Genomic DNA, 20,560 nt, shown 5'->3' on the forward strand with positions numbered 1-20,560 from the left:
TTGACCCTGAAACGCCAGCTGCTCATTGCCAGCCTGCTGATGCTGCTGATCCCCTGGGCGGGCCTGCAGTTTGTGCTCGATCTGGACAATGCGCTGCGGGAACAGGCCATCCACCAGCTGAACAACCAGGTGGCACGAATGGCCACGGAGGCCAGGCCGGCACTGGCGGGCATTCCGACGGTTCCGGGCGGGCATCCGGTGCTCTATGCCCAACCGGTGACCTACCCGATGCGGATGGATGGCTATGCCGATGAGTGGCCGGGCTACGAGGAGGAGGAATCAACCTCACTCAGCGGCCGCACAGCCGAATGGCACGCCCTGACCGACGGTCGCCACCTGTTCCTGCTGATTCGTGTGCCTCACGGACAACCCCGCTACTACGATCCCGGCGCGCCGGCACGGCCGTACGAACACCTGGTGCTCCAACAGCAGCGGAATGACCAGCTCGAGGAATGGGCAATCCGTACCTCGGGTCCAGGCGCGGTAACCGGCCTCAATCCCGGGCAGGACTGGCGCGACGATTACCGGGTAACCGGCGGCTGGCAGGGCGTTGCCGGTGGCTACCAGGTGGAACTCCGACTCCCCATGCCGCCAGCGGGAAGCCAACTGGGGCTCCGGATCTTCTCACCCCGGGCCGGGGAGCTGACAGCAAACCCGCCGGCGCACGGTGCCTATCAGGTAAGCGAGCCTTTACCCACCGGCCAGCCCTTGCTGGTGTCGCGGATCACCGGGCTCGAACGCCAACTGGCCGGCCAGCTCACCGGGGGACAGCAAGCCACCGTCATCGAATCATCGGGCTGGGTGCGCGGCCGTGCGGCTCGGGCTGCAGAGGAACCGGTTCCGGAGTTTGATCTGCTCAGTCCGCTGCAGATCGTCGAGCAGATTGCGCTCAATGGCTTGCGGCAACTGGTGCGCTGGCACCAGCCCGAACCTGCGGTCATGCCGGACCGGGCCACCCGCATGGCCGCCGCTGACCTGCCACGGGAAGGCTTGGTCCGGCATGCCGGCGGTGGTGATTTCCTGCTGGTCAGTCAACCTCTGGCGGAGGGCCGCCTGCTGGTGCTGGAGCAATCCCTCGACCAGTTGCTGACCCTGTCCGGTAACACCCTGGGCCGGGTAATCAGCCGCAGTACGCTGCTGGTCATCGGCCTGATGCTGGTCCTGCTCGGTTACGCCAGCTGGTTGTCCTGGCGCATCACCCGATTGCAGCGGGCGGTGAACGCCAGTGTCGATGACGATGGCCGGATCATCGCCGCAATGCCGAAGGTGCGCGGGCGGGACGAGCTGGCAGACCTGGGCCGCCACTTCGCCCAGATGGTGGATCGCGTGCAGGGTTATAACCGCTACCTGGAGAGTTTCTCCCGCCGGCTCTCCCACGAGCTGAAAACCCCCGTGGCGGTGGTCCGGTCGTCACTGGAAAACCTGGGGCATGCCACCTCCGAGGTCGACCGCAACAACTACATCAACCGGGCCAGCCGTGCCACCGACCGACTCAGCCAGATTCTCCAGGGCATGAGCGAGGCCGCCCGGCTGGAGCAGAGCTTCGACCACGCCGAGAAGGAAACCTTCGATCTGGCCGAGGTGATCGCACAGGCGACCGCTGCCTACCAGCAACTGGATCCCGGCCATCGCATCCGCTACCAGGGCCCGGACCATGGCTGCCCCTGTCACGGCTCGCCGGAGCTGATCGTCCAGTTGCTGGACAAGCTGGTGGATAACGCGCGGGACTTCACCCCCGCCGGCGCCCGGATCGAAACCCGGCTGAGTGCCGCCGCAGGCCGGGGCGCGCCGACCTGGGAACTGGCGGTGTTCAATGAGGGCTCCAGCCTGCCGGAGCACCTGGCCAGTGAAATCTTCAGCCCGTTCGTGTCGATCCGTGATACCGGGGCCGACGGCCACCTCGGCCAGGGCCTGCTGATTGTGCGGCTGATTGCCGAACACCACGGCGGCCAGGTCAGCGCCAGCAATGTTGCCGGCGGCGTGGTGTTCCGCGTCACCCTGCCCGGGACAATCTGACGCAGCCGCTTGCCGCGCCTGCGGCAATCTTTCAGAATGCCTGCTCCTGCAATGGTCGTAAGTCGATTGTCGTCTGGCGGCGGAGGTGTCGCGCCGTTTAAGGTGGCATTGATACCACCGGGTGTCGCCGGGCCGGGATTACAGAGGAACCCCAGTTGAACCAGTCATCATCGCAACTCGCCTTCCACCCGCTGCGGGACCAGCTCTATAACGAGCTGCACTCGCGGCCATTCCAGGTTCTGCCCTGCCCGGCCCAGGTCACCCATATCGCCCTGCTGACCACCGATGAGCAGCGGGCGGCGCAGTTCCGCCACCTGCAGGAACTCCACGAACGGCTGGGGGTGCCGGCACCGGAGCAGGAAGTCAGCTGCTTCGAGGATAACTTTGGCACCCTGCGGGTTCGCCGGGAAATCCACATGGAGTTCACCGCCTACACCTTCATCAACCTGGGCGCGCCGGACCACCACCAGCCCTTCCGTGAAACCGGCATCAGCCCGCTACCGGATGGCTGGCTGGAAGGCCTGCAGGGTACGGTGGTTGCCGCTTTTCACCTCGACCTGCAAAACACCGCCAACGGCCCGGCCACGGACCTCGCCAAGGTCCGCCCCTACTTCGAGGGCCTGCGCCTGGTGGGCAGCAACCCGCAGGACGGCAAGGCGCGGGTATGGGGCAGCTTCCGCTTGCACAGCGACCAGTTCGGCCGTTTCATGGTGCTCAACCACAGCCTGTCCGACAGCCAGCTTGGCCGGCTGACCCAGCGGCTGATGGAAATCGAGACTTACCGGCTGATGTCGCTGCTGGCCCTGCCACTGGCGCGGCAGATTACCCCGGCGCTGAACGAGATGGACCAGCAGATGGCCGTCATCACCCAGACCCTGGCGGACAATCACGACATCGACGAACAACAGATCCTCGCCGAGCTGACCAACATCGCGGCACGCATTGAAGCCTTCCGTGCCCATTCGACCTTCCGCTTCTCCGCGACCCGGGCCTATCACCAGCTGGTGCTGACCCGTCTGGACGAATTACGGGAGGACGAACTGTCCGGCCACCTGACCATCACCGAATTCATGACCCGGCGGCTGACGCCGGCGGTGAAAACCTGCGAATCCGTCAGTGACCGGCTCGAAGACCTGTCCCGCCGCGTCGACCGGGCCTCGGACATGATGCGGACCCGGGTAGAACTGGCCATCCAGAGCCAGAACCAGCAACTGCTCACTTCAATGGACCGGCGTTCCAAGATCCAGCTGATGATGCAACACACTGTGGAAGGCTTCTCGGTGGTGGCCATCAGTTACTACCTGGTAGGCCTGATCAAACTGGCGCTCGATGCGCTTTACGACAGCGGTGTCAGCTTCGACAAGTCGCTGGTGACCGGACTGTCGATCCCGGTGGTGCTGCTGCTGGTATTCCTGGGCGTTCGGGCCGTACATCACCGCTTCATCCGTATGGCCAGGCACCAGTAGCACGCCGGCAGCACCGGCGGCTCAGGCTCAGGCGCCGAATGCCGACCCGGCATACTGCCGGTAGAACTGTTGTGCGGTACGTCCGTTACGGACCCCACGACTGGTCGCAAACCGCAGTGCCTGCCGGTGCAGCTCGTCCCGGTCCGCCACCTGCGGGAACAACGCGTCGATGGCCTGCAGGTAAACGTCCTGCGGGAAGGCGTAGAACGACAGCTGCAGACCGAAGCGGTCCGCCAGCGACACCTGCTCTTCCACCGCCTCGCCCGGATGAATCTCACCACCACGCAATTCGTTCTTGAGGTTGTCTTCCATGAACTCCGGCATCAGGTGGCGGCGGTTGGAGGTGGCATAGACCCGGACGTTCTCCGGCGGCAGCTCCAGGGACCCTTCCAATACGCTCTTCAGCGCCTTGTAGCCGGACTCACCCACCTCGAAGGACAGATCGTCGCAGAAGATCACGAAACGGAACGGTTGCTCGGCAATGTCATCAACGATTTCCGGCAGGTTGACCAGGTCGTCCTTGTCAACCTCGATCATCCGCAGCCCACTGGCCCGGTAGCGGTTCAGCAGTGCCTTGATCAGCGAAGACTTGCCAGTGCCCCGGGCACCCCAGAGCAAAGCATTATTGGACGGTTCACCGGCCAGGAAACGCTCGGTATTGCGGGCCAGCTCCAGCTGCTGCCGCTCGATACCGGTCAGGTCGCCCCAACCGATGGGATCGAGCCGGCGGATAGCCCGCAGGCCCTGGCGATGGCGGCGCCAGACGGCGGCCGGTGTGGCGGTCCAGTCGATAGACGGGTTGCGATTCATAACACCTCTTTTGTGTTCCGAGCTTGATATCCCGGCATTGCGACACTATTCAGGAAGAAAGACCTGCCCAGGAATAAAGACCTTCAGCGGAGCGCCGTCCATGTCCGAGCTTGTCCATATTGTCTGCCCTCATTGCCAGAAAGCCAACCGGGTACCGGCCTCACGGCTTCAGGACCGCCCCAACTGCGGCGCCTGCAAAAAGCCACTGGCCAGCGGCGATATTGCCGAGCTGTCCGATGCCGGCATGGCGGGCTTCCTCGCCAAATCAGACTTGCCGGTACTGGTGGACTTCTGGGCGAGCTGGTGCGGCCCCTGCAAGGCCATGGCACCGGAGTTCCAGAGTGCAGCCCGGGACTGGGCCGGCACCGTGGCCTTCGCCAAGCTCAATACCGAACAGGCTCAGCAGGCGGCCGCACAATATGGCATTCGCAGCATTCCGACGCTGATCCTGTTCCGTGGCGGTCGCGAAGTAGCCCGGCAGAGCGGCGCCATGTCCGCGTCCCAGCTCAGTGCCTGGCTCCGCGGCCAGCTCGGCTGAGGCCCCACAGACCGTAAATTCGCCGTCTTGGAAGGCGGCTGTGCGTGTTATGATGATGCGAAAAACCTCAGGAGAATCATCATGGCACGGATTTACGACGACAATTCCCTGTCCATCGGCAACACCCCGCTGGTGCGACTGAATCGGGTCAGTGACGGGGCGACCATCTGGGCAAAGATTGAAGGCCGCAACCCTGCCTACTCGGTCAAATGCCGCATCGGTGCGGCGATGATCTGGGATGCCGAGAAGCGTGGCCTGCTCAAGCCGGGCATGACCATCGTCGAGCCCACCAGCGGCAACACCGGCATCGCACTGGCCTTCGTGGCCGCCGCACGGGGCTACAAGCTTGTGCTTACCATGCCCGCCTCCATGAGCCTGGAGCGCCGCAAGGTCCTCAAGGCACTCGGTGCCGAGCTGGTACTGACCGAACCGGCCAAGGGGATGCCCGGCGCCATTGCCAAAGCCGAGGAACTGGTGGCGGCAGACCCGGACAACCACTTCCTGCCCCAGCAATTCGAGAACCCGGCCAACCCGCGGATCCACGAAGACACCACCGGCCCGGAGATCTGGAACGATACCGACGGTAATGTGGACATTTTCGTGGCCGGCGTTGGCACCGGTGGCACGCTGACCGGTGTCTCACGCTATCTCAAACAGACCCGCGGCAAGGCCGTCACCACGGTAGCGGTCGAACCCACCGACTCGCCGATCATCACCCAGGTGCTCAACGGTGAGCAGCCCAAGCCCGCTCCTCACAAGATCCAGGGCATTGGTGCCGGTTTCGTGCCGAAGAACCTCGACCTGGACCTGGTGGACCAGGTGGAAACCATCAGCAACGACGAGGCCATGGCAATGGCCCACCGGCTGATGCAGGAAGAAGGCATCCTGTGTGGTATTTCCTGCGGTGCAGCGGTTGCCGCGGCGGTGCGGGTGAGCAAGCAGCCCGAGCATAAAGGCCGGAACATCGTAGTGATTCTGCCCGACTCCGCCGAGCGGTATCTGTCCACGGCACTGTTTGACGGCATGTTCAGCGACCAGGAAATGGTGCAGTAACGCGGGTCCGCCCTGCAGGCACCATGCGCCGCAGGCTTAACTGCCTGCGGCGCATGGTCATCCAGAGTTCAGCGATTGGTGAGAGCTCCCTGATTATTGAGAGCTCCATGATTATTGAGAGCTCCGTGATTAACGGGGTTCAGTAATGGTCGCAGCTTCAGAACTGGAAGCGGACCCCCACCCGGGCGGTATCGAATGCGGGCCCATCGTTGGTCACCTGGCCGTTAAAATCACTCTCGTCGATATCCACGTTATAGCGGTCGTACTCGGCAAACGCGGTCAGTTGCGGAGCCACCAGGAAATCCACCCCGGCACCGACGTAAGGATTGACCTCATCGTAGGTTTCGCTCTCATCGAAGGCATCCACATCAAACGACGACGCGAACGCACCGGCCTTGGCATAGACGCCGAACGTCTCGGTCAATGGCAAGCGACCGCGAACCCCCAGGGCCACCCCCTTCAGCTCACCGGCAATCTCATCCTTGTCCCGGCCAAACTCGCCGAAATCCAGATACTCTGCCTCCAGGGCGAAAAAGGGATTGAACTGGTAACCCGCGGACAGGCCCAGCAAATCGTTTTCATCCCTGAACTCGCCATCGTGGGACTTGTAACCCCCATAACTGCCGCCGATGAAGAATCCGGATTCATCCCCGGCCGACCGCCCCTGCGCCCAGGCACCCGGGGCCGCCAGTACCGCGGCGGACAGAACGGTGGCACATGCAAGACTGACTTTATGGTTCATAACCTGTCATCCTCCTGAGTTCCTTCGAATCCATTCGCAAATCCATTCACAAATCCATTCTCTTGGACGTGACCGGCGCAAAACACGCCGATCACTGAAACCCAGCCTAACGGTTATGAGCCCCCCGGGGGGTTAAACAAGAACTACAATCATTTCATCTGCCGGAAAGGGCCGCCATCCGCGTCAGGGGCTGACCTCAAAGACCCCGTGAATAACCTCCTCACCGCTGTCGCCACTGACCACCGCGGTGACCACGTGCTGGCCTACCAGGCCCTGCAAGCTGAAGGGGTAGGCATACCGTGGTGGCTTGGTGATCGTCCCCGCAAAATCCCACGGGCCATTGTTCTCCACTTTCAGCGGGCTGTTCAGGCGGTCGGGATCGTCGAGGAAGAACAGGACTTTCTTGATGCCCGCTATTTCCGGCACGAAGATATAGACATCCCCTGCCAGCAGTGCGCCGCTGAGTGCCACCGGCGCACTGCGGTCCGGCCACTGGCTCACCATCAGGCTGTACGGCGACGGCAGGTCATATATCAGCGTCACCGGTACGGTGGTCTGCTCACCAGAGCCTGCCGTCAGCATAATGCTGCCCTGGTACTGCCCCGGTGTCAGATTACCGGCATCCACCGCAACGGTGAGGATCTCCGGTGTTAGCGATGTTTCCGGCACCGCCGTCAGCCAGGCGGCAGTGGTCTGGCTGGCAACGGCCACCGCACCACCGTCCGACATCTGCACCTGCAGACTGGCTTCCGCCAGGATCTGCGGTGGCGTCAGCTCGAACAACAGGCTGTCCGGTGATACCGCGAGCTGTGGTCCATCGTTGGCAACCACGAAACCGGCACCGACCAGAATCTCCAGTCCACCCGCCAGGGTGAGCCGGGCCCCCAGCTCATGATTGCCGTCGGCCAGCGCCGCGGTATCGTAGGGGTACGCGGTGTCATCAGGCGCCGTTCCCGCCAGGTCAAACGGTGCGAGGTTCTCGGTTTTGGTCACCGTTCCGGTGCCGCTGACATCATCCAGGTAGAAGCGGACCCGGGTGACGTCGGTGTCCGGGCTGGTGAATACATACTGCTCACCCTGCAACTGGGCGCTTTCCAGCGGCCGCGCTCCGGTGCGTTGCGGGTTGTCGGATACCCAAAGGCCGTAGCCGGTGCCCCCCACCCGCAGGTTAACCGGCAGCCAGGTGGCATTGTCCTCGCCGGCGGCAATCTCGAGGATACCGCGATAGTCCCCGGGTGCCAGCCCGGTGCTGTCCGCTACCAGCTCGACGCTGGCCGGGGTCAGCCCGCCCAGGACTGACAGTGACAGCCAGTCCGGCACCTGGGAAACCTCGAAGAGCTGTGCCGCACCGTCCCGACTTGCCACCTGCAGCAGCTGGCTCGCGACCTCACCGGGCTCGACGCTGAAGGAGACTTGCGCTGGCAGGGCGGCAAGTTCCGGTTCGCAGCCGTTGACCGAGTACCTGACCCGGTCGATGCGCAGGGGGGGCGAACCGTCCCCCGCAACACCGAACACCTCCACATCCAGCGTACCCGTGGCAGATACGGCAAGGTGGGCGAAATGATGGAGCGAGTTATCACGGAACACCGTCCAGTATGGCGGTTCCGGCGTTTTCCATGGCGAGAAGTCCTTGGAAATGTTGCTCAGCTTGCCGCCGGGCGCGATCTTCAACCAGCTGACCCCGTCCCCCGGGCCGTAGCAGTGGCGCAGGTCCGAGGTTGGCGTGTTGCCGGCTGGCACGTTGACCAGTGGAAAGGTCCGCTCATAGGACTGGTCATGGGCGGTAAGCACCACCTGAACGCCGGCGGCTTCGAAGATCGGGCCCAACTGGCCGCGCAGCGGTAACGCGGACGAATGGTTGGTGCCTTCGGAGAACGGCGCCGCATGGAAGTAGGGCACCAGCCAGCGCTGACCACGGCTGGTCGCCTCGGCCAGGTCGCCGGTCAGCCAGTCCAGGGCATCCTGGGGCAGGGTCTCGTATTCGTTCAGTCCGAAAATGGCAACAAAGTGGATGTCACCCGCATCGAAGCTGTACATGCGACGGTTGTTCCAGCCCTCGGGTGTCGGAAAATAGCGCACCCAGGTGTCATAGCCCTCCCCCAGCAGCACCTCATGGTTACCATAGACCGGCATCAGCGGGCTCTGCCCTGCCACCGCCGCCATCTGGTCAAACCAGGCGGCAATGGTCCGCTCCAGGGTGACGTAGCGCTTGTCCGTGTCGAAATAGGCATAGTCACCGCCCAGCAGCACGACGTCTGGCGAACGGGCGGCGACCGCCGCGATGACGTCGGCCGTGCCGGTCGCCAAACCATCCAGCCTGCCGACCAGCCCGGTATCGGCAACAAAAACGGCATCAAAATCCGCCGCGCCCGCTGCCGGCGCAGTGCGGCCCTGGTAGACCCGACTCCAGACCTCCGGCGCCAGCGCAACGCGGAACTCATATCCGGTCTCCGCCAACAGGTTACCGAGACTGACCTTGAGGTAACGACCATCCGCCGTGACATGATTCACCGCACCACTGGCCTCCAGCCAGGCCGTGGTCCCCGCGCGACGGTAGCTTACCGCAGCCGGTGTTGTGGCCAGAGGGCTGAACCAGACGATCGCCAGCGAACTGGCCGGATCATCCTGCCAGCCCATATGGAGCTGGGCGGCGTCACCACCAGGCGCGGGCGGCGGCTGGTTGGCCACCTGCATCAGCCCCTGCAAGGTCTCGACCAGCACCCCGCCCTGATACAGCCGGGCGCGGACCTGGTAGTTGCCATCCACCAGGTTGCGGGTGTCATAGCCGATCGCCAGATCATCCGGAGTGGTACCAGCAAAATCCCAGGGCGGCTGATTCTCGGTTTTAACCTCGCTGCCATCGAGATCGAAACGCACCTGGTCAAGGTTATCCGCACCGGCAACAAAGATGTACGCCAGATCCGTCAGCGGGGCCGCGTCCAGACTCTGGGGGGCGCTGCGATCAGGCGCCAGCGAAACCAGCAACTCGGCAGCCGGCAGACGTGCCGGAAGCAGCAGGATGGCAGTCGTCCATAACAGCAGGAGCGGAAAACTGCAGACAGACCAACGGAATCGGAACAGAAAAGACGAGGCAAGCGGACCCATGACAGTGATCTCCCTGAACAAGGGCGGGGACTGTCATGGAGGCAGCATATTCAGTGCCAGATCGGTATCTGCCTGAAAGGGTTCCCAAAAGGCTGACGGGTATTAAAGAGCCTGTAAAGAAATCTGACAGAAGCTCAGGATTAGTCCCTGTGCCGTGGTGAACCATCCGGACAACATCTCTCCTCGGCAGGTGCCGGGAAGCGCCAAATTCGCGCTCAGAACGTTCGAATCTGGAGCTTCCGGCAACGCTTAGCTCAGCGACTGCTCACCAACCCCATGCAGTTGGCATAGAACGTGGTGGTCGCCGGCCAGTCGGAGAAAATGCCGATCACCCCGACCTCCCGGGCCAGCACGTCGATCACCGTCAACATGTCACCGTCGTTGTTAATGGCATCGCTGACACTCTGGTAGTACCAGCCGCCACCGTTGGCCAGCGGGCCACTGCGCTCCATCGACCAGGCGATCAGGTCGAGGCCGGCGGCGCGGGCGTTCAGGGCATAGTCGGAGGGCACGATCTGCTGGTGACCATCCAGGGTCAGCATCTTCCAGATGGCCGGCGCCAGGATATTTACCCCCTGAGCTTTCAGGCTCTCCATAAAGGCCAGGGAACTGTTCTCCGGGGTATGGGCGGATTCGTCGAGGAACACCGCCTGACGGCCAAACCGGGGCATCTCGTTCACCCAGAACAGCACGTCCGCCAGGTTAAAGGATTGTGGCCAGACATCCTCCGGCTTCACCCCGGCGTCGATGTAATCCTGGATCATCTGTCGGGCATAGTCCTGTTGACTGTAGTCGCCTTCGTACGGCATCTCTTCAACCGGGGTTTTCAGCTCCGGTGTGAACTTCACGCCCAGCGTGCGCATCAGCTCGATGCTCTCGCGATGAGTGAGCAGGGTGCCGCGACTGGCGTACAGATCCGTGCGCCAATCGGCGGTGCCGCCAATGTAGGCTTCCGGCGTGGTGGCCATCGGGTTGAAGGCATCCATCTTGCCCTGCAGCGATTTGAACTCGGCCAGGGTGATATCGCTGGTGCGACACTCCGCCTGCGCCGGCGTACCACTGGCCGGATCCGCCGGGACAAAGGGCTGGGTGCATTTCGCGTTGAGTTCGGGAATGGTGACGATGTTGGTGGTGGTGTGCAGATCGTTCTGGGCATGGCGGCAGACCAGCTGCCGGTCCTTGGTGAATGCCACATCGCACTCGACAATACCGGCTCCCATGCCGGCCGCGGCCACATAGGACTCCAGGGTATGCTCCGGGAACTGGAGCGGAGCACCGCGGTGACCAATGGAGAATTCCGTCGGCTTCAGGTTCTGGGTGCGGCAGGCCTGCAGCTGCGCCTTCAGTGCCCCCTCATCCATATCGTCGACCAGCCACTGTGGCCGCGGCCCGAGATCCACCTGCCGGGCGCCGTCACCCGCGCCCTGTTTTACTTCCTGCCACTGGGCAAGTCCCCGGGGCACCCAGTCCGCATCCGCCTTGGCCACCGGTGCGGCGGCCACAATCGATCCCAGCGAACACCCCAGCACTAACCCGATCCAGCTGCGTAACTTCATAACAAGCTCCTTGTGAAATGAATGATACTGCCGCTGCAGTGTTCACCATCCGGGTTACGCGGTCATGACTGTTTTTTGACCACCCTCTCTTTTACCGCGGAACCGGGTCGGACGCAGCCACACCTCCGCCAAACATGGTATTTTGACGGTCTTCCACTGCCAGAACCTGAGGACGGAGATACCATGTACATCAATGGTCAATGGCTAACCGACCGCGCCGTATTCCCGGTGACCAACCCGGCCACCGGCGAGACCATCGGCGAAGTGCCGGACTGTACCGACAGCGACATCGAAGCCGCCATCGCCGGGGCCGAAGCGGCTTTTGCCGAGTGGCGCAAAACCACGGCCTACCACCGTGCCCAACTGCTGTACCGGGCCTGGGAACTGATGATCCGTCGCAAGCGGGAACTGGCCGAGCTGATGACCCGCGAGCAGGGCAAACCCCTGAAGGCGTCCCTCAATGAGGTCCAGTATGGCGCCGACTTCCTGCTGTGGTTTGCCGAGGAAGCCAAACGGGTTTACGGCCACAGCATTCCCTCTGCGCGGGACAATCAGCGCTTCATGGTACAGAAAGTACCGGTGGGTGTAGTGGGTGCCATCACGCCCTGGAACTACCCGGTCTCGATGATTACCCGCAAGCTGGCACCGGCCCTGGCCGCCGGTTGCACGGTAATTCTCAAGCCGGCGGAGAGCACCCCCCTGTGCGCCCGGGCCATGGTGGAGATCTTCGAGGAAGCGGGCTTTCCGCCCGGGGTGGTGAACCTGCTGACCGTCAGCGACCCGGCACCGGTGGGTGAGGCATTCTGCCGCGACCCCCGGGTCCGCAAACTCACCTTTACCGGCTCCACCGCCGTCGGCCGGCAACTCAATGCCCTTGCCGCCGCGAACATGAAGCGGGTCTCCATGGAGCTCGGCGGCCATGCGCCGGCGATCGTGTTCCCCGATGCTGACCCCGTCCACGCCGCCAAGGGGCTGGCGCTGGTCAAGTTTCTAAATACCGGCCAGGCCTGCATCAGCCCGAACCGGATCTTTGTCCATGAAGATCAGCTCGAACCTTTCCTCACGGAACTGACCAGCCGGGTCAATCGTCTGGTTGTCGGCAATGGCCTGGCCGACGGGACCGGCATCGGCCCACTGATCAATGAACGGGCCATTCAGAAGGTGGATAATCAGGTGCAGGATGCCGTCAGCAAAGGTGCCCGGATTGCCAGCGGTGGCAAACGCCTGTCGGAAGGTGAGCTGGCAAACGGCTGCTTTTACGCCCCCACCGTGCTGGCCGGCGTCACCGCCGACATGCGGATCTACCGGGAAGAAACCTTCGGTCCGGTCGCCCCGGTGATCAGCTACCGCTCGGAGGACGATGTGCTGGCGATGGCCAACGACACCGAGTATGGCCTGGCGGCGTATGTATACAGCAACAACCTGGCCACCGCCATGCGTGCCTTTGAGGCGCTCGATTTCGGCATCATCGGCATCAATGACATCAACCCGACCAGCGCTGCGGCGCCTTTTGGTGGCATGAAGAACAGTGGCCTCGGGCGGGAAGGTGCTGCCGAGGGGATCGAAGAGTACCTGGAAACCAAACTCGGCGGCTTTGCAATCTGAGCCGTATCCACGAGCGATCCAGTCAATCGTGAACGATTCGGGAATGACCCATTCAGGAGTTAACGATGCGCAAGAACCTGCTGATTACCGGCGCCAGCTCCGGCCTTGGCGAGGGCATGGCCCGCGAGTTCGCCAAACGCGGCTGCAACCTCGCCCTGTGCGCCCGCCGTACTGACCAGCTCGATGCCCTCAAGGCAGAACTGGAAAACCGCTATCCCCAGATCCGGGTATGCGTCCGCCCGCTGGACGTGTGCGACCATGAGCAGGTGTTCGAGGTATTCCGCGCCTTTCGCGATGACCTGGGGGGGCTCGACCGGGTCATCGTCAACGCCGGTATTGGCAAAGGCGCCCCGATTGGTACGGGTAATTTTGACGCCAACCGCCAGACCGCAGAGACCAACTTTGTGGCGGCCCTGGCCCAGTGCGAAGCCGCCATGGAGATCTTCCGCCAACAAAACAGCGGCCATCTGGTCGCCATCTCGTCGGTGAGCGCGGTGCGGGGATTTCGGGGCGCCATGTCGGTCTATGCCGCCAGCAAGGCCGGCCTCGCCAACCTGGCGGAGGGTATCCGCATGGACGTGATGAACACCCCCATCAAGGTGTCCACCCTGTTCCCGGGTTATATCCTCACCGACATCAACCGGGAGGTTCGCAACGCACCGTTCCGGGTGGACCTGGAAACCGGCTGCCGGGCGTTGGTGGCCGCCATCGAGAAAGAGCCCGCCGAAGCCTTTGTACCGGGCTGGCCCTGGACTCCCCTGGGTTTCCTGCTCAAGCGACTGCCGGTCGGGATGGTCGCCCGGCTTTCCTGAAACAGCCCGGGCACGGGGGCTTTGGGTATGCCAGTACCCCTAAGCCCCCGGCCTGGTGCCAGCGTATTAGCTAGCCATCGCCGCCTCGTATTCACGAATCATCGCGTACAGCTGATCCTTGAGGTTCAGCCGCGCTTTCTTGCGTGTCTCCAGGTACTCGTCAGAGGTGGACTCGACTCCCGTTTCGATGCGATGAATTTCATGATCCAGCTCGTGATACTCATCGAACAGCCGGGCAAAGTGCTCACTGCCGGTCTTCAGTGCGTGGATCGCCTCGCGGGACTCGGGAATCTCGTGCAACAGATCGTGTTTTTCAAGGGTCATTGGTTTGCTCCTGATTGGAAATTAGAACCTTGGAGTCAGTCTAGAACACGGCACTGGAGGCGTCTTGATGCCAGTCAAAATCCCGGCGATGTGATTTGCTGGACTGAGGTAAGTCCATAGCAGATGTTGACCCCAAATCCTGACTCATCAGCTGCGCTGTTGAAACCCCAAAAACTTTAGCAATAGCTTCCACAGTTGATATTTGGGTGGAGGCAGATTCATCGCGATTGGATACGATATTGTTCACGGTTTTTTGGCCCACGCCTGATCTTCTAGCGAGTTCGGATTGGCTCCAACCGTTTTTTCTAGGAAAGACCGAATATTCTCAACAAGAATCTCAAATGTATTCATTCCGCTTCCTTGGCGTTCTTCTAAAAACTTGGCTTTGCCGCGTGCCGGAGCGCCAGCGCACCCACGGCCGACAACAGCAATTGGTTAAAGGCTTGCATGCGCATTACCATGCGCATAACATCAAACTGTGCATTAAACATCTACCTGGGGGCCCTCATGGCCGAACTCTATAATTCAGCCGCCCCCAAAAAAGCAACAAACCTCTCAATCAATAGCGATCTTCTGCGTAGAACCCGGGAACTGAACATTAACTTGTCTGCCACCCTGGAACGAGCTCTGAAAGAAGAGCTTTCGAAACACGAAGCCGCACAATGGGTTGAAGAAAATCGCGCTGCGATAAAAAGCTACAACGATTTCGTCGAACAACATGGATGCTTCGGCGACGAATTCAGAGAGTTCTGATGGCACAGTTCGATGTGTACCCCAACCCGAGCAAAATCAGCAAGGCTCACTACCCTTACCTTGTGGATATTCAAAGCAGCCTTCTGAGCGATTTGGCAACTCGCATTGTTATCCCTTTGGGCAACCGTTATGCCTTCGGTGGCGAAGCCATGCAAGGGCTCACTCCGGAAATCAGCTTTGCCGATCAGGAGCTGCTGCTGTTAACTCCACAAATTTCCTCCGTGCCTGAAAAACATCTCAAGAGCCCTGTTGGCTCCCTCTCACATTTCAGAGACCAGATTGTTGGAGCTTTGAAACTGGCTATCACCGGCATTTAACGCGAAGCTTTGCGGCAATTTTGAAGCCGCGAAGCGGCGGAAAAATTGTCCGGCAACAGCGGTTTGTTATGCCATAGCTTATTTACCAACACCCAGCTCTGCGCGCATCTGAGCAATAATTTTTTCTTTTAACTCTGCGGCATCCCGGCCTTTACGCTGCATCTCCTTCGCCACAGGCCCCTCCATATCGGGGTTGGATAGTGTTTCCTGGAGTTCCGCTAGCCACTTTGAACTCATCTTAAGAATTTCGTGATTGAGTTCCTCGAATTCCTGGGTCAGCTTTAGAAGCTCGGTAGATCCCAGAATTTTCACTACGGTTGTCTCTTCGGTTGCGCGCCTATGAGCATCTTGAATCTTGTGAGGGAATTCTCCGACAGCAGACTGGAAAGCCACGACAGCTTCCGGCGAATTACCGGCTTGCAGAAGCTTATAGAACTCTTGCTTCAACGTGACCTGTGAAAATTCTTCATAATCATTGCCAACGGCAACAGCGGCCTCTTCATACTTCTTGAAGTACTGACTGTAAACTTCACGCCTCACCTCAAACACGCGAGCTGCTTGCTCACGGCGGCCCCTAAGCCAGTGCAGCAACAAGGGCACAATTACGGAGGCCACAAGCACTGATACAGCGGGCACAACTACTGAGGGGGTAAGCCACTGGACTTCATCAGCCAATTTTCAGTCAACTCCTTAGTCTAAGTTGGTCCGGCATAACGCCGCGCTCTGCGGCAAATTTGGAGCGCAGCGGAAAATTTGTCCGACAGCAGCGCTTTGTTAGGCTTGAGCATCATACACTCTCCGAATTTTTGTTTTCATTGATTCACTTATCGTGAACCCCTCTGAAGTTATATGATTCAATGCCACATAAGGCTTGCTGCTTCCCCCATTTGGAAGCCCTAACTCTTCTTCAATATCATTAATCAACACAATTGAAGATCCCGTATTCGCGTTGATTTCAGATTCAATCTTTTGAGTAGACGTATCCGCCGAGGCAATCGCGTCTGCACTTTTATGCGCTTGATGGTCACGGTCATAAACGGCCACATATGGAATCTGGAACTTATTCAACAGCTTGATATATAGTGGAATATTATCCTTTGAGCCGCAATCGATGAGGGTGTAATCATATCTAAACGCTCCTAGCTCTCTGGCTAAAAGAGGAAAAATTGTTTTTTCTGTAGCGCCTTCAAGCAGGACAACCTTGCTAGCAAAAAAAAGCTCACCTCGATCCGGATTTATCCAATACGACAAATTGAAATCCTTCTTGGAGTCGCCCTCGAACAAATCATCGGTACATTGCTTTACTTTAGTTTCGTCGGAGCCATTTTCTTTCGTTGCAATGTAGATGGATTTGTATCTTTCAACATCGATCAATCCGCTTGAATGAGTACATAGAATTACTTGACTGCCAGATTCAGACAAGCCAGCAAATGAGTCGAAAAGTGATCTTTGTGCTTGGGGGTGCAAATACAATTCAGGCTCTTCAAAGATAAAGAATCTTGAGTTAGAAACTTTTCTTGCGCGATTATTTTCATCAACATCATTCGCGGCGGCGGCAATTGCTCTTTTTGCTACTACTTGTATAAGTGCAACGGTTAACGCTCGCTGCAAGCCATGACCTTTTCTTTTAATGTCTGTTCTTACGCCATCATCAATCCAGACTTGTGTATTCGCTTTAAAAACGCTTTCAATATCAGGAGGGCTTACTTCAACTTCGACCCTAGCTCCCCATGAAATCAGTTCGACAGCTAATTCTTCTTCAAATTCTGAAAGTTGTTGTGGGCGATCTAGATTGTCATTTCCATCGACATCTTTTTTGTTCAACGTTGCAAAAAGTTTACCGAGATTTTCTTTCGTTATTTTCCAGTCATCATTGTGCTCTGACATCAAAGCTACAACATCGGCATACATTTTTCCAAAAACACTTGAATCCTTCGATGTGAAGTCATCAGACGCCTCTTTTACCGCCGGAATAAAATACACTTCACCAAAAATACCCGTAGCTACTGACTTAAGCCCTAGAAAGTTTGTATGTTCTAGCTCGAAACTAAAATTGATGTCATCTCTGTTTTGAGCAATATAAGCGGCTTGCGCGTCGATGATATTTTGCTTTGTAAGTCTACCAGCGTCAGGGAGAAACGGATGAAAAGGTAGGCTATTTGCTAACTCTCTCTTCGTATATGCGTTGGCATTCGCCTCTTGCAGCCACTCTTCGGAAGGATTTTCTATGTAGCCTCGATATTCAAAGCTACCTCCTAGGAAAGCGGTTTTCCTGACTAGAATCTTTCCTTCGGAAGTAAGGTATTTTTTGAATGTTGTTTTGTCCGTATCATCAAGATTCCCGAATTGCAGCTCCACATATAGTTCTGTAGAGCCACGGTGAAAATCTAGATCATGATGTTTTATCTCTCCGAAGAAAAATAGTATCGAAGACAATAAATTGGATTTGCCGTGGTTGTTTTGCCCAATAATCACCATTAGATCTTGTGCTTGGAGTTCCTGCGCCTTTAATGATCTCCAATTTTTTATCCTAATTTTCTCAATTTTCACGGTTCATCCTTATTTATGCCTAACGCCCGCCTTTGGGGCGGGCTTGTAGCCGCGAAGCGGCGGAAAGGCCGTCCCAGCCCCGCAGGGGCGACAACAGCCGATTGTTAGGACTTCGACTTTGCTGAGCCATGGCCAAAGTGTTTGGAGAGCGGCTCTTCACAACGGTGAATAATCTCTCCGGTTTTTGGATCCGTCACAATTTCTTGGTACGTATCGTTGTCACGGTCGATAGTTCTCGTTTTATGAACCATGCTTTGTAATTTATGGCTCCGTTGCCACCCAACGAACGTTTCCCACCGAACTTTTCTTTTTCCGGGATACTTGGGATCTTTGGACTGAGCACCCCATGAGTCGTAGAGATTAACTCCTTCAAAAATCGACATATTTATATATCTTTCCGTTGAACCACAGCTCGGACATGAATAATTTTTGTTAGCTGCTAACGCTTCATCAAGCTGAAAGTGACAGTCTTTGCAGAAAGTTCGGTCTTCATTTCGCATGTATCTGTCCTAACGCCAGCGCACAACGGCGCCCTTGGAATGGAGGCGCGGCCGCAGGCCGCGTATTGATGCGCCTTGTTAAATTTGGTTGCGGCCGACGACACGGATTACCCCTGCAGCAATGAGCGCCACGATGGCGATAATGTCTGCGATGACGACCTTGCGAACGGACTCATTGTACCCGCCAACTGACCACGCAATCGCGNTGCTGCATACACCAGGAACAGACCGAGAAGCCCGAATAGGATGGCCCGGTGGCGCATCAGGATTTCAATATTGGGCTCACCCAGGGAAACGCCATACAAAGCGGCCAGCCGCTCCACGCCCAGAACCCCAGAAACGGGCAAGAGATGAATAATGCCTACGAGCACCAGCAGGCCTGTGACAACTTTCTCCATGTTTGCGTTTCCTCCCTGAATTTAACGCCAGCCAGCATGCGCGGCTACGGAATGGAGGCGAAGCCGCAATGTAGTAGACGTCGCGTGCCTGGCCTTGTTAATTGCCAATGGTCACCCCAGCATCAAGAACCCAGCAGCGATCATTGTGCGTGTAACCAATGTGACCATAGTACGAATTGGCTGCAGGTGCTGCGATGAGTATCAATTTGCAGAGCGGCCCCAGTTGCTCCTGGGTCAGTGACTGTAATCGTTTGCCTATTCCTGATCTTTGATAGTTCTGATGAACCGCCAAATCTGACAGGTAGCAGGCATAGTGAAAATCCGTGACACTGCGAGCGATGCCGACCAACAAATCATCATCCCAGGCGCTTACGACGAGATTGGAGTTGGATATCATCCCTTCCATACAGTCTCGATCGTGAATTGGCCGACGCTCCCCAAGGGTCGAACTCTCCAACAAACCGATGAACTGGTCAGTGGTAATGGGATGATTCACCTGAAAGCTGATAGCCATACCTCTCCTTGGCAATTAACGCCTTGGGTAAGCTGCCGGTGCGAAGCGCAGCGTAGTACCGGTCAGCTTCACCCACTTGTTAGAGGTTGCCGGGTTCACCGTGTATCCACCAAGAATCAGGATCTGTTAACGGCACACTCGGTAAGCCGTCTGCAAATACGGCTGCCTGATGGGCAATATTCGCAAGCCACTCAACATGAAAATGTATTTCACGCGGTCTATTTAATACGTTCACGTAGCTAGCTGGAGATGTCTTTCGGGAAGACATTGGCCAAGGGTTTGCCCGATTACCAGGATCATACTGGTGAACGTATGAGGACCGAATTTCATCGTATAGAAGGTTCGCGTAACTACAAGAACGCACCGCTTTCAAGGAAAGGTTCGGTACCGAGGCGAATACCTCTTCTTCTTTTAAATCAATATCTTCACTAGTTAAAACCCGAGTTTCTTGGAACCGCCCAAGTTGATCGTTCAACAACTGAATTTCCTGAGTACGCCCTTCACCTTTCAAAATTTCAAGCAGAAGTGGAACACTGACCAGACGGCCTGAGCTTGGTGTGCTATGCACTATTAATTCAATGAATCTTGCTCTGTCCTTTCTTTTACCTGGCCAAAGCTCAGCGGCAACAGCGCTGATAGCGGAACATAGAATAATTACTGACTCAGCATACCCGGCGCCACAGTCTCCCTGCGCTAGTTTCAGCGCAATATTCGATTTTGTAGCCATCCATTCTGTGCGCCAATGTTTCATGAAAACCTCTAACGCCAACAGCACGCGCGGCTGCGGAATGGAGGCGAAGCCGCAATGTAGTAGACGTCGCCGTGCCTGTGATTGTTAGCTGAAAAGCTCATTGGCCGACTTTTGGCTCCCTTTCAGCTTTCATCAGTTTCCGGAACTCTGCGACGAGAAGATCTCGCAATTGCTTGAATTCTTCCTGTGAGGTGCTTGCTAGAGATCTTCGTTCTTGCTCAATCATAGGAAAGAGCACGTTGTAATCAGGATCTTTAGACATATCTACCTTGCCAAAGGTGTTGTCGTAGAACTCGCAGCTAAGATCCATTGCTGCCATACCAAAATTGGCTATCACGGCGTAACTGTCTTGCTGAAAGAAAATTGCCGAATCTCTGGACTCAACGGAGATATCTTCAGCAGCTTTAACGAGATTCGTAGACCAATTGTAGTATTTTTGCAGCTTCATCTCTGCCGTCGGAAAGCTTGGCTCATCGGGTTGGCATATCTCCATATAAACATCGTGCCACCTCATGGCCAACCCGTATATTTTTTGTATTGCTTTGGAGCGTTGCTCGTCTAGGCGAGATAGGCCAACGTTTTGTTCATGGGCGTAAATTGAGAGCTCGGTCTTTAACGTTGCCGATTTCTGTTCCAGTTCAGATCGATAGCGTTCTATGGCTTTCGATATTTGCAGCCTAATGAACTCCCGGCCTAGGGAAGGTCTGAATAAGCGCTGATTTTTGCCGATCTTGGTTTTAACCGGCAAAT

General features: G+C 58.0%; 19 protein-coding genes and 1 pseudogene. 8 read left to right on the top strand and 12 right to left on the bottom strand.

Annotated elements, in window-relative coordinates:
- Together CLH61_RS16390 and CLH61_RS16395 are read left to right on the top strand one after the other, a co-directional pair.
- Complete coding sequence (locus CLH61_RS16390; protein ID WP_099615843.1) at window positions 1–2,016, top strand: ATP-binding protein; 2,016 nt, start codon at window positions 1–3, stop codon at window positions 2,014–2,016.
- Window positions 2,017–2,171: 155 nt separating this feature from the next.
- Window positions 2,172–3,482 carry a DUF3422 family protein gene (locus CLH61_RS16395; RefSeq protein ID WP_099615844.1) on the top strand — a complete coding sequence of 437 codons (1,311 nt, stop codon included), beginning with the start codon at window positions 2,172–2,174 and terminating at the stop codon, window positions 3,480–3,482.
- Between the two features lie 27 nt (window positions 3,483–3,509).
- Here CLH61_RS16395 and CLH61_RS16400 read toward each other — a convergent pair whose 3' ends face one another.
- Window positions 3,510–4,292, bottom strand: a complete 783-nt coding sequence (locus CLH61_RS16400) for an ATP-binding protein (protein WP_099615845.1) — start codon at window positions 4,290–4,292, stop codon at window positions 3,510–3,512.
- A 100-nt stretch (window positions 4,293–4,392) separates the two neighbouring features.
- Here CLH61_RS16400 and trxC point away from each other — a divergent pair, with 100 nt between their 5' ends.
- Window positions 4,393–4,830, top strand: a complete 438-nt coding sequence (gene trxC, locus CLH61_RS16405) for a thioredoxin TrxC (protein ID WP_099615846.1) — start codon at window positions 4,393–4,395, stop codon at window positions 4,828–4,830.
- A gap of 81 nt (window positions 4,831–4,911) precedes the next feature.
- The gene (gene cysK / locus CLH61_RS16410) at window positions 4,912–5,883 is read left to right on the top strand and encodes a cysteine synthase A (RefSeq protein ID WP_099615847.1); all 972 of its coding nucleotides are present in this window, start codon (window positions 4,912–4,914) and stop codon (window positions 5,881–5,883) included.
- 157 nt (window positions 5,884–6,040) lie between these two features.
- On the opposite strand, the gene CLH61_RS16415 is transcribed toward cysK, so the two are convergent.
- From CLH61_RS16415 to CLH61_RS16425, 3 genes are all read right to left on the bottom strand, one after another.
- Entirely contained in the window at window positions 6,041–6,625 is a 585-nt protein-coding gene (locus CLH61_RS16415; RefSeq protein WP_099615848.1) for a porin family protein, read from the bottom strand.
- Window positions 6,626–6,808: 183 nt separating this feature from the next.
- Window positions 6,809–9,730 carry a fibronectin type III domain-containing protein gene (locus CLH61_RS16420; RefSeq protein ID WP_099615849.1) on the bottom strand — a complete coding sequence of 974 codons (2,922 nt, stop codon included), beginning with the start codon at window positions 9,728–9,730 and terminating at the stop codon, window positions 6,809–6,811.
- A gap of 254 nt (window positions 9,731–9,984) precedes the next feature.
- The gene (locus tag CLH61_RS16425) at window positions 9,985–11,286 is read right to left on the bottom strand and encodes a glycerophosphodiester phosphodiesterase family protein (RefSeq protein WP_099615850.1); all 1,302 of its coding nucleotides are present in this window, start codon (window positions 11,284–11,286) and stop codon (window positions 9,985–9,987) included.
- Between the two features lie 183 nt (window positions 11,287–11,469).
- On the opposite strand from CLH61_RS16425, the gene CLH61_RS16430 reads away from it, so the two are divergent.
- The gene (locus CLH61_RS16430) at window positions 11,470–12,891 is read left to right on the top strand and encodes an NAD-dependent succinate-semialdehyde dehydrogenase (protein ID WP_099615851.1); all 1,422 of its coding nucleotides are present in this window, start codon (window positions 11,470–11,472) and stop codon (window positions 12,889–12,891) included.
- Window positions 12,892–12,956: 65 nt separating this feature from the next.
- A complete protein-coding gene (locus CLH61_RS16435) occupies window positions 12,957–13,703 on the top strand; it encodes an SDR family oxidoreductase (RefSeq protein WP_099615852.1) in 747 nt (248 codons plus the stop codon).
- 66 nt (window positions 13,704–13,769) lie between these two features.
- On the opposite strand, the gene CLH61_RS16440 is transcribed toward CLH61_RS16435, so the two are convergent.
- Both CLH61_RS16440 and CLH61_RS18690 read right to left on the bottom strand, forming a co-directional pair.
- On the bottom strand, window positions 13,770–14,027 hold the full coding sequence (locus CLH61_RS16440; protein ID WP_099615853.1) for an HP1242/YdcH family protein: 258 nt from the start codon (window positions 14,025–14,027) through the stop codon (window positions 13,770–13,772).
- Window positions 14,028–14,067: 40 nt separating this feature from the next.
- Window positions 14,068–14,319, bottom strand: a pseudogene (locus tag CLH61_RS18690) (helix-turn-helix domain-containing protein); the annotation flags it as partial.
- A 215-nt stretch (window positions 14,320–14,534) separates the two neighbouring features.
- On the opposite strand from CLH61_RS18690, the gene CLH61_RS16450 reads away from it, so the two are divergent.
- Complete coding sequence (locus CLH61_RS16450) at window positions 14,535–14,780, top strand: type II toxin-antitoxin system CcdA family antitoxin (protein ID WP_099615855.1); 246 nt, start codon at window positions 14,535–14,537, stop codon at window positions 14,778–14,780.
- On the top strand, window positions 14,780–15,097 hold the full coding sequence (locus tag CLH61_RS16455) for a CcdB family protein (protein ID WP_099615856.1): 318 nt from the start codon (window positions 14,780–14,782) through the stop codon (window positions 15,095–15,097). Before CLH61_RS16450 ends, CLH61_RS16455 begins: the two co-directional genes overlap by 1 nt.
- A 78-nt stretch (window positions 15,098–15,175) precedes the next feature.
- On the opposite strand, the gene CLH61_RS16460 is transcribed toward CLH61_RS16455, so the two are convergent.
- The 6 genes from CLH61_RS16460 to CLH61_RS18470 form a co-directional block, all read right to left on the bottom strand.
- Window positions 15,176–15,772, bottom strand: a complete 597-nt coding sequence (locus CLH61_RS16460; RefSeq protein WP_099615857.1) for a hypothetical protein — start codon at window positions 15,770–15,772, stop codon at window positions 15,176–15,178.
- Between the two features lie 99 nt (window positions 15,773–15,871).
- Window positions 15,872–17,647 (bottom strand): ATP-dependent nuclease, encoded by a 1,776-nt coding sequence (locus tag CLH61_RS16465; protein ID WP_099615858.1) that lies wholly within the window; start codon window positions 17,645–17,647, stop codon window positions 15,872–15,874.
- Between the two features lie 104 nt (window positions 17,648–17,751).
- Window positions 17,752–18,147 (bottom strand): zinc ribbon domain-containing protein, encoded by a 396-nt coding sequence (locus CLH61_RS18365; protein ID WP_143752165.1) that lies wholly within the window; start codon window positions 18,145–18,147, stop codon window positions 17,752–17,754.
- 495 nt (window positions 18,148–18,642) lie between these two features.
- On the bottom strand, window positions 18,643–19,059 hold the full coding sequence (locus CLH61_RS16480) for a GNAT family N-acetyltransferase (protein ID WP_099615859.1): 417 nt from the start codon (window positions 19,057–19,059) through the stop codon (window positions 18,643–18,645).
- Between the two features lie 79 nt (window positions 19,060–19,138).
- Window positions 19,139–19,810 carry a hypothetical protein gene (locus CLH61_RS18370; RefSeq protein WP_143752167.1) on the bottom strand — a complete coding sequence of 224 codons (672 nt, stop codon included), beginning with the start codon at window positions 19,808–19,810 and terminating at the stop codon, window positions 19,139–19,141.
- Window positions 19,811–19,907: 97 nt separating this feature from the next.
- Window positions 19,908–20,560: hypothetical protein (locus tag CLH61_RS18470; protein WP_170003769.1), on the bottom strand; the 653-nt coding region annotated here is incomplete at its 5' end.

Origin of the sequence: Marinobacter profundi (assembly GCF_002744715.1) — a bacterium.
In the GTDB taxonomy this organism is placed as follows: domain Bacteria; phylum Pseudomonadota; class Gammaproteobacteria; order Pseudomonadales; family Oleiphilaceae; genus Marinobacter; species Marinobacter profundi.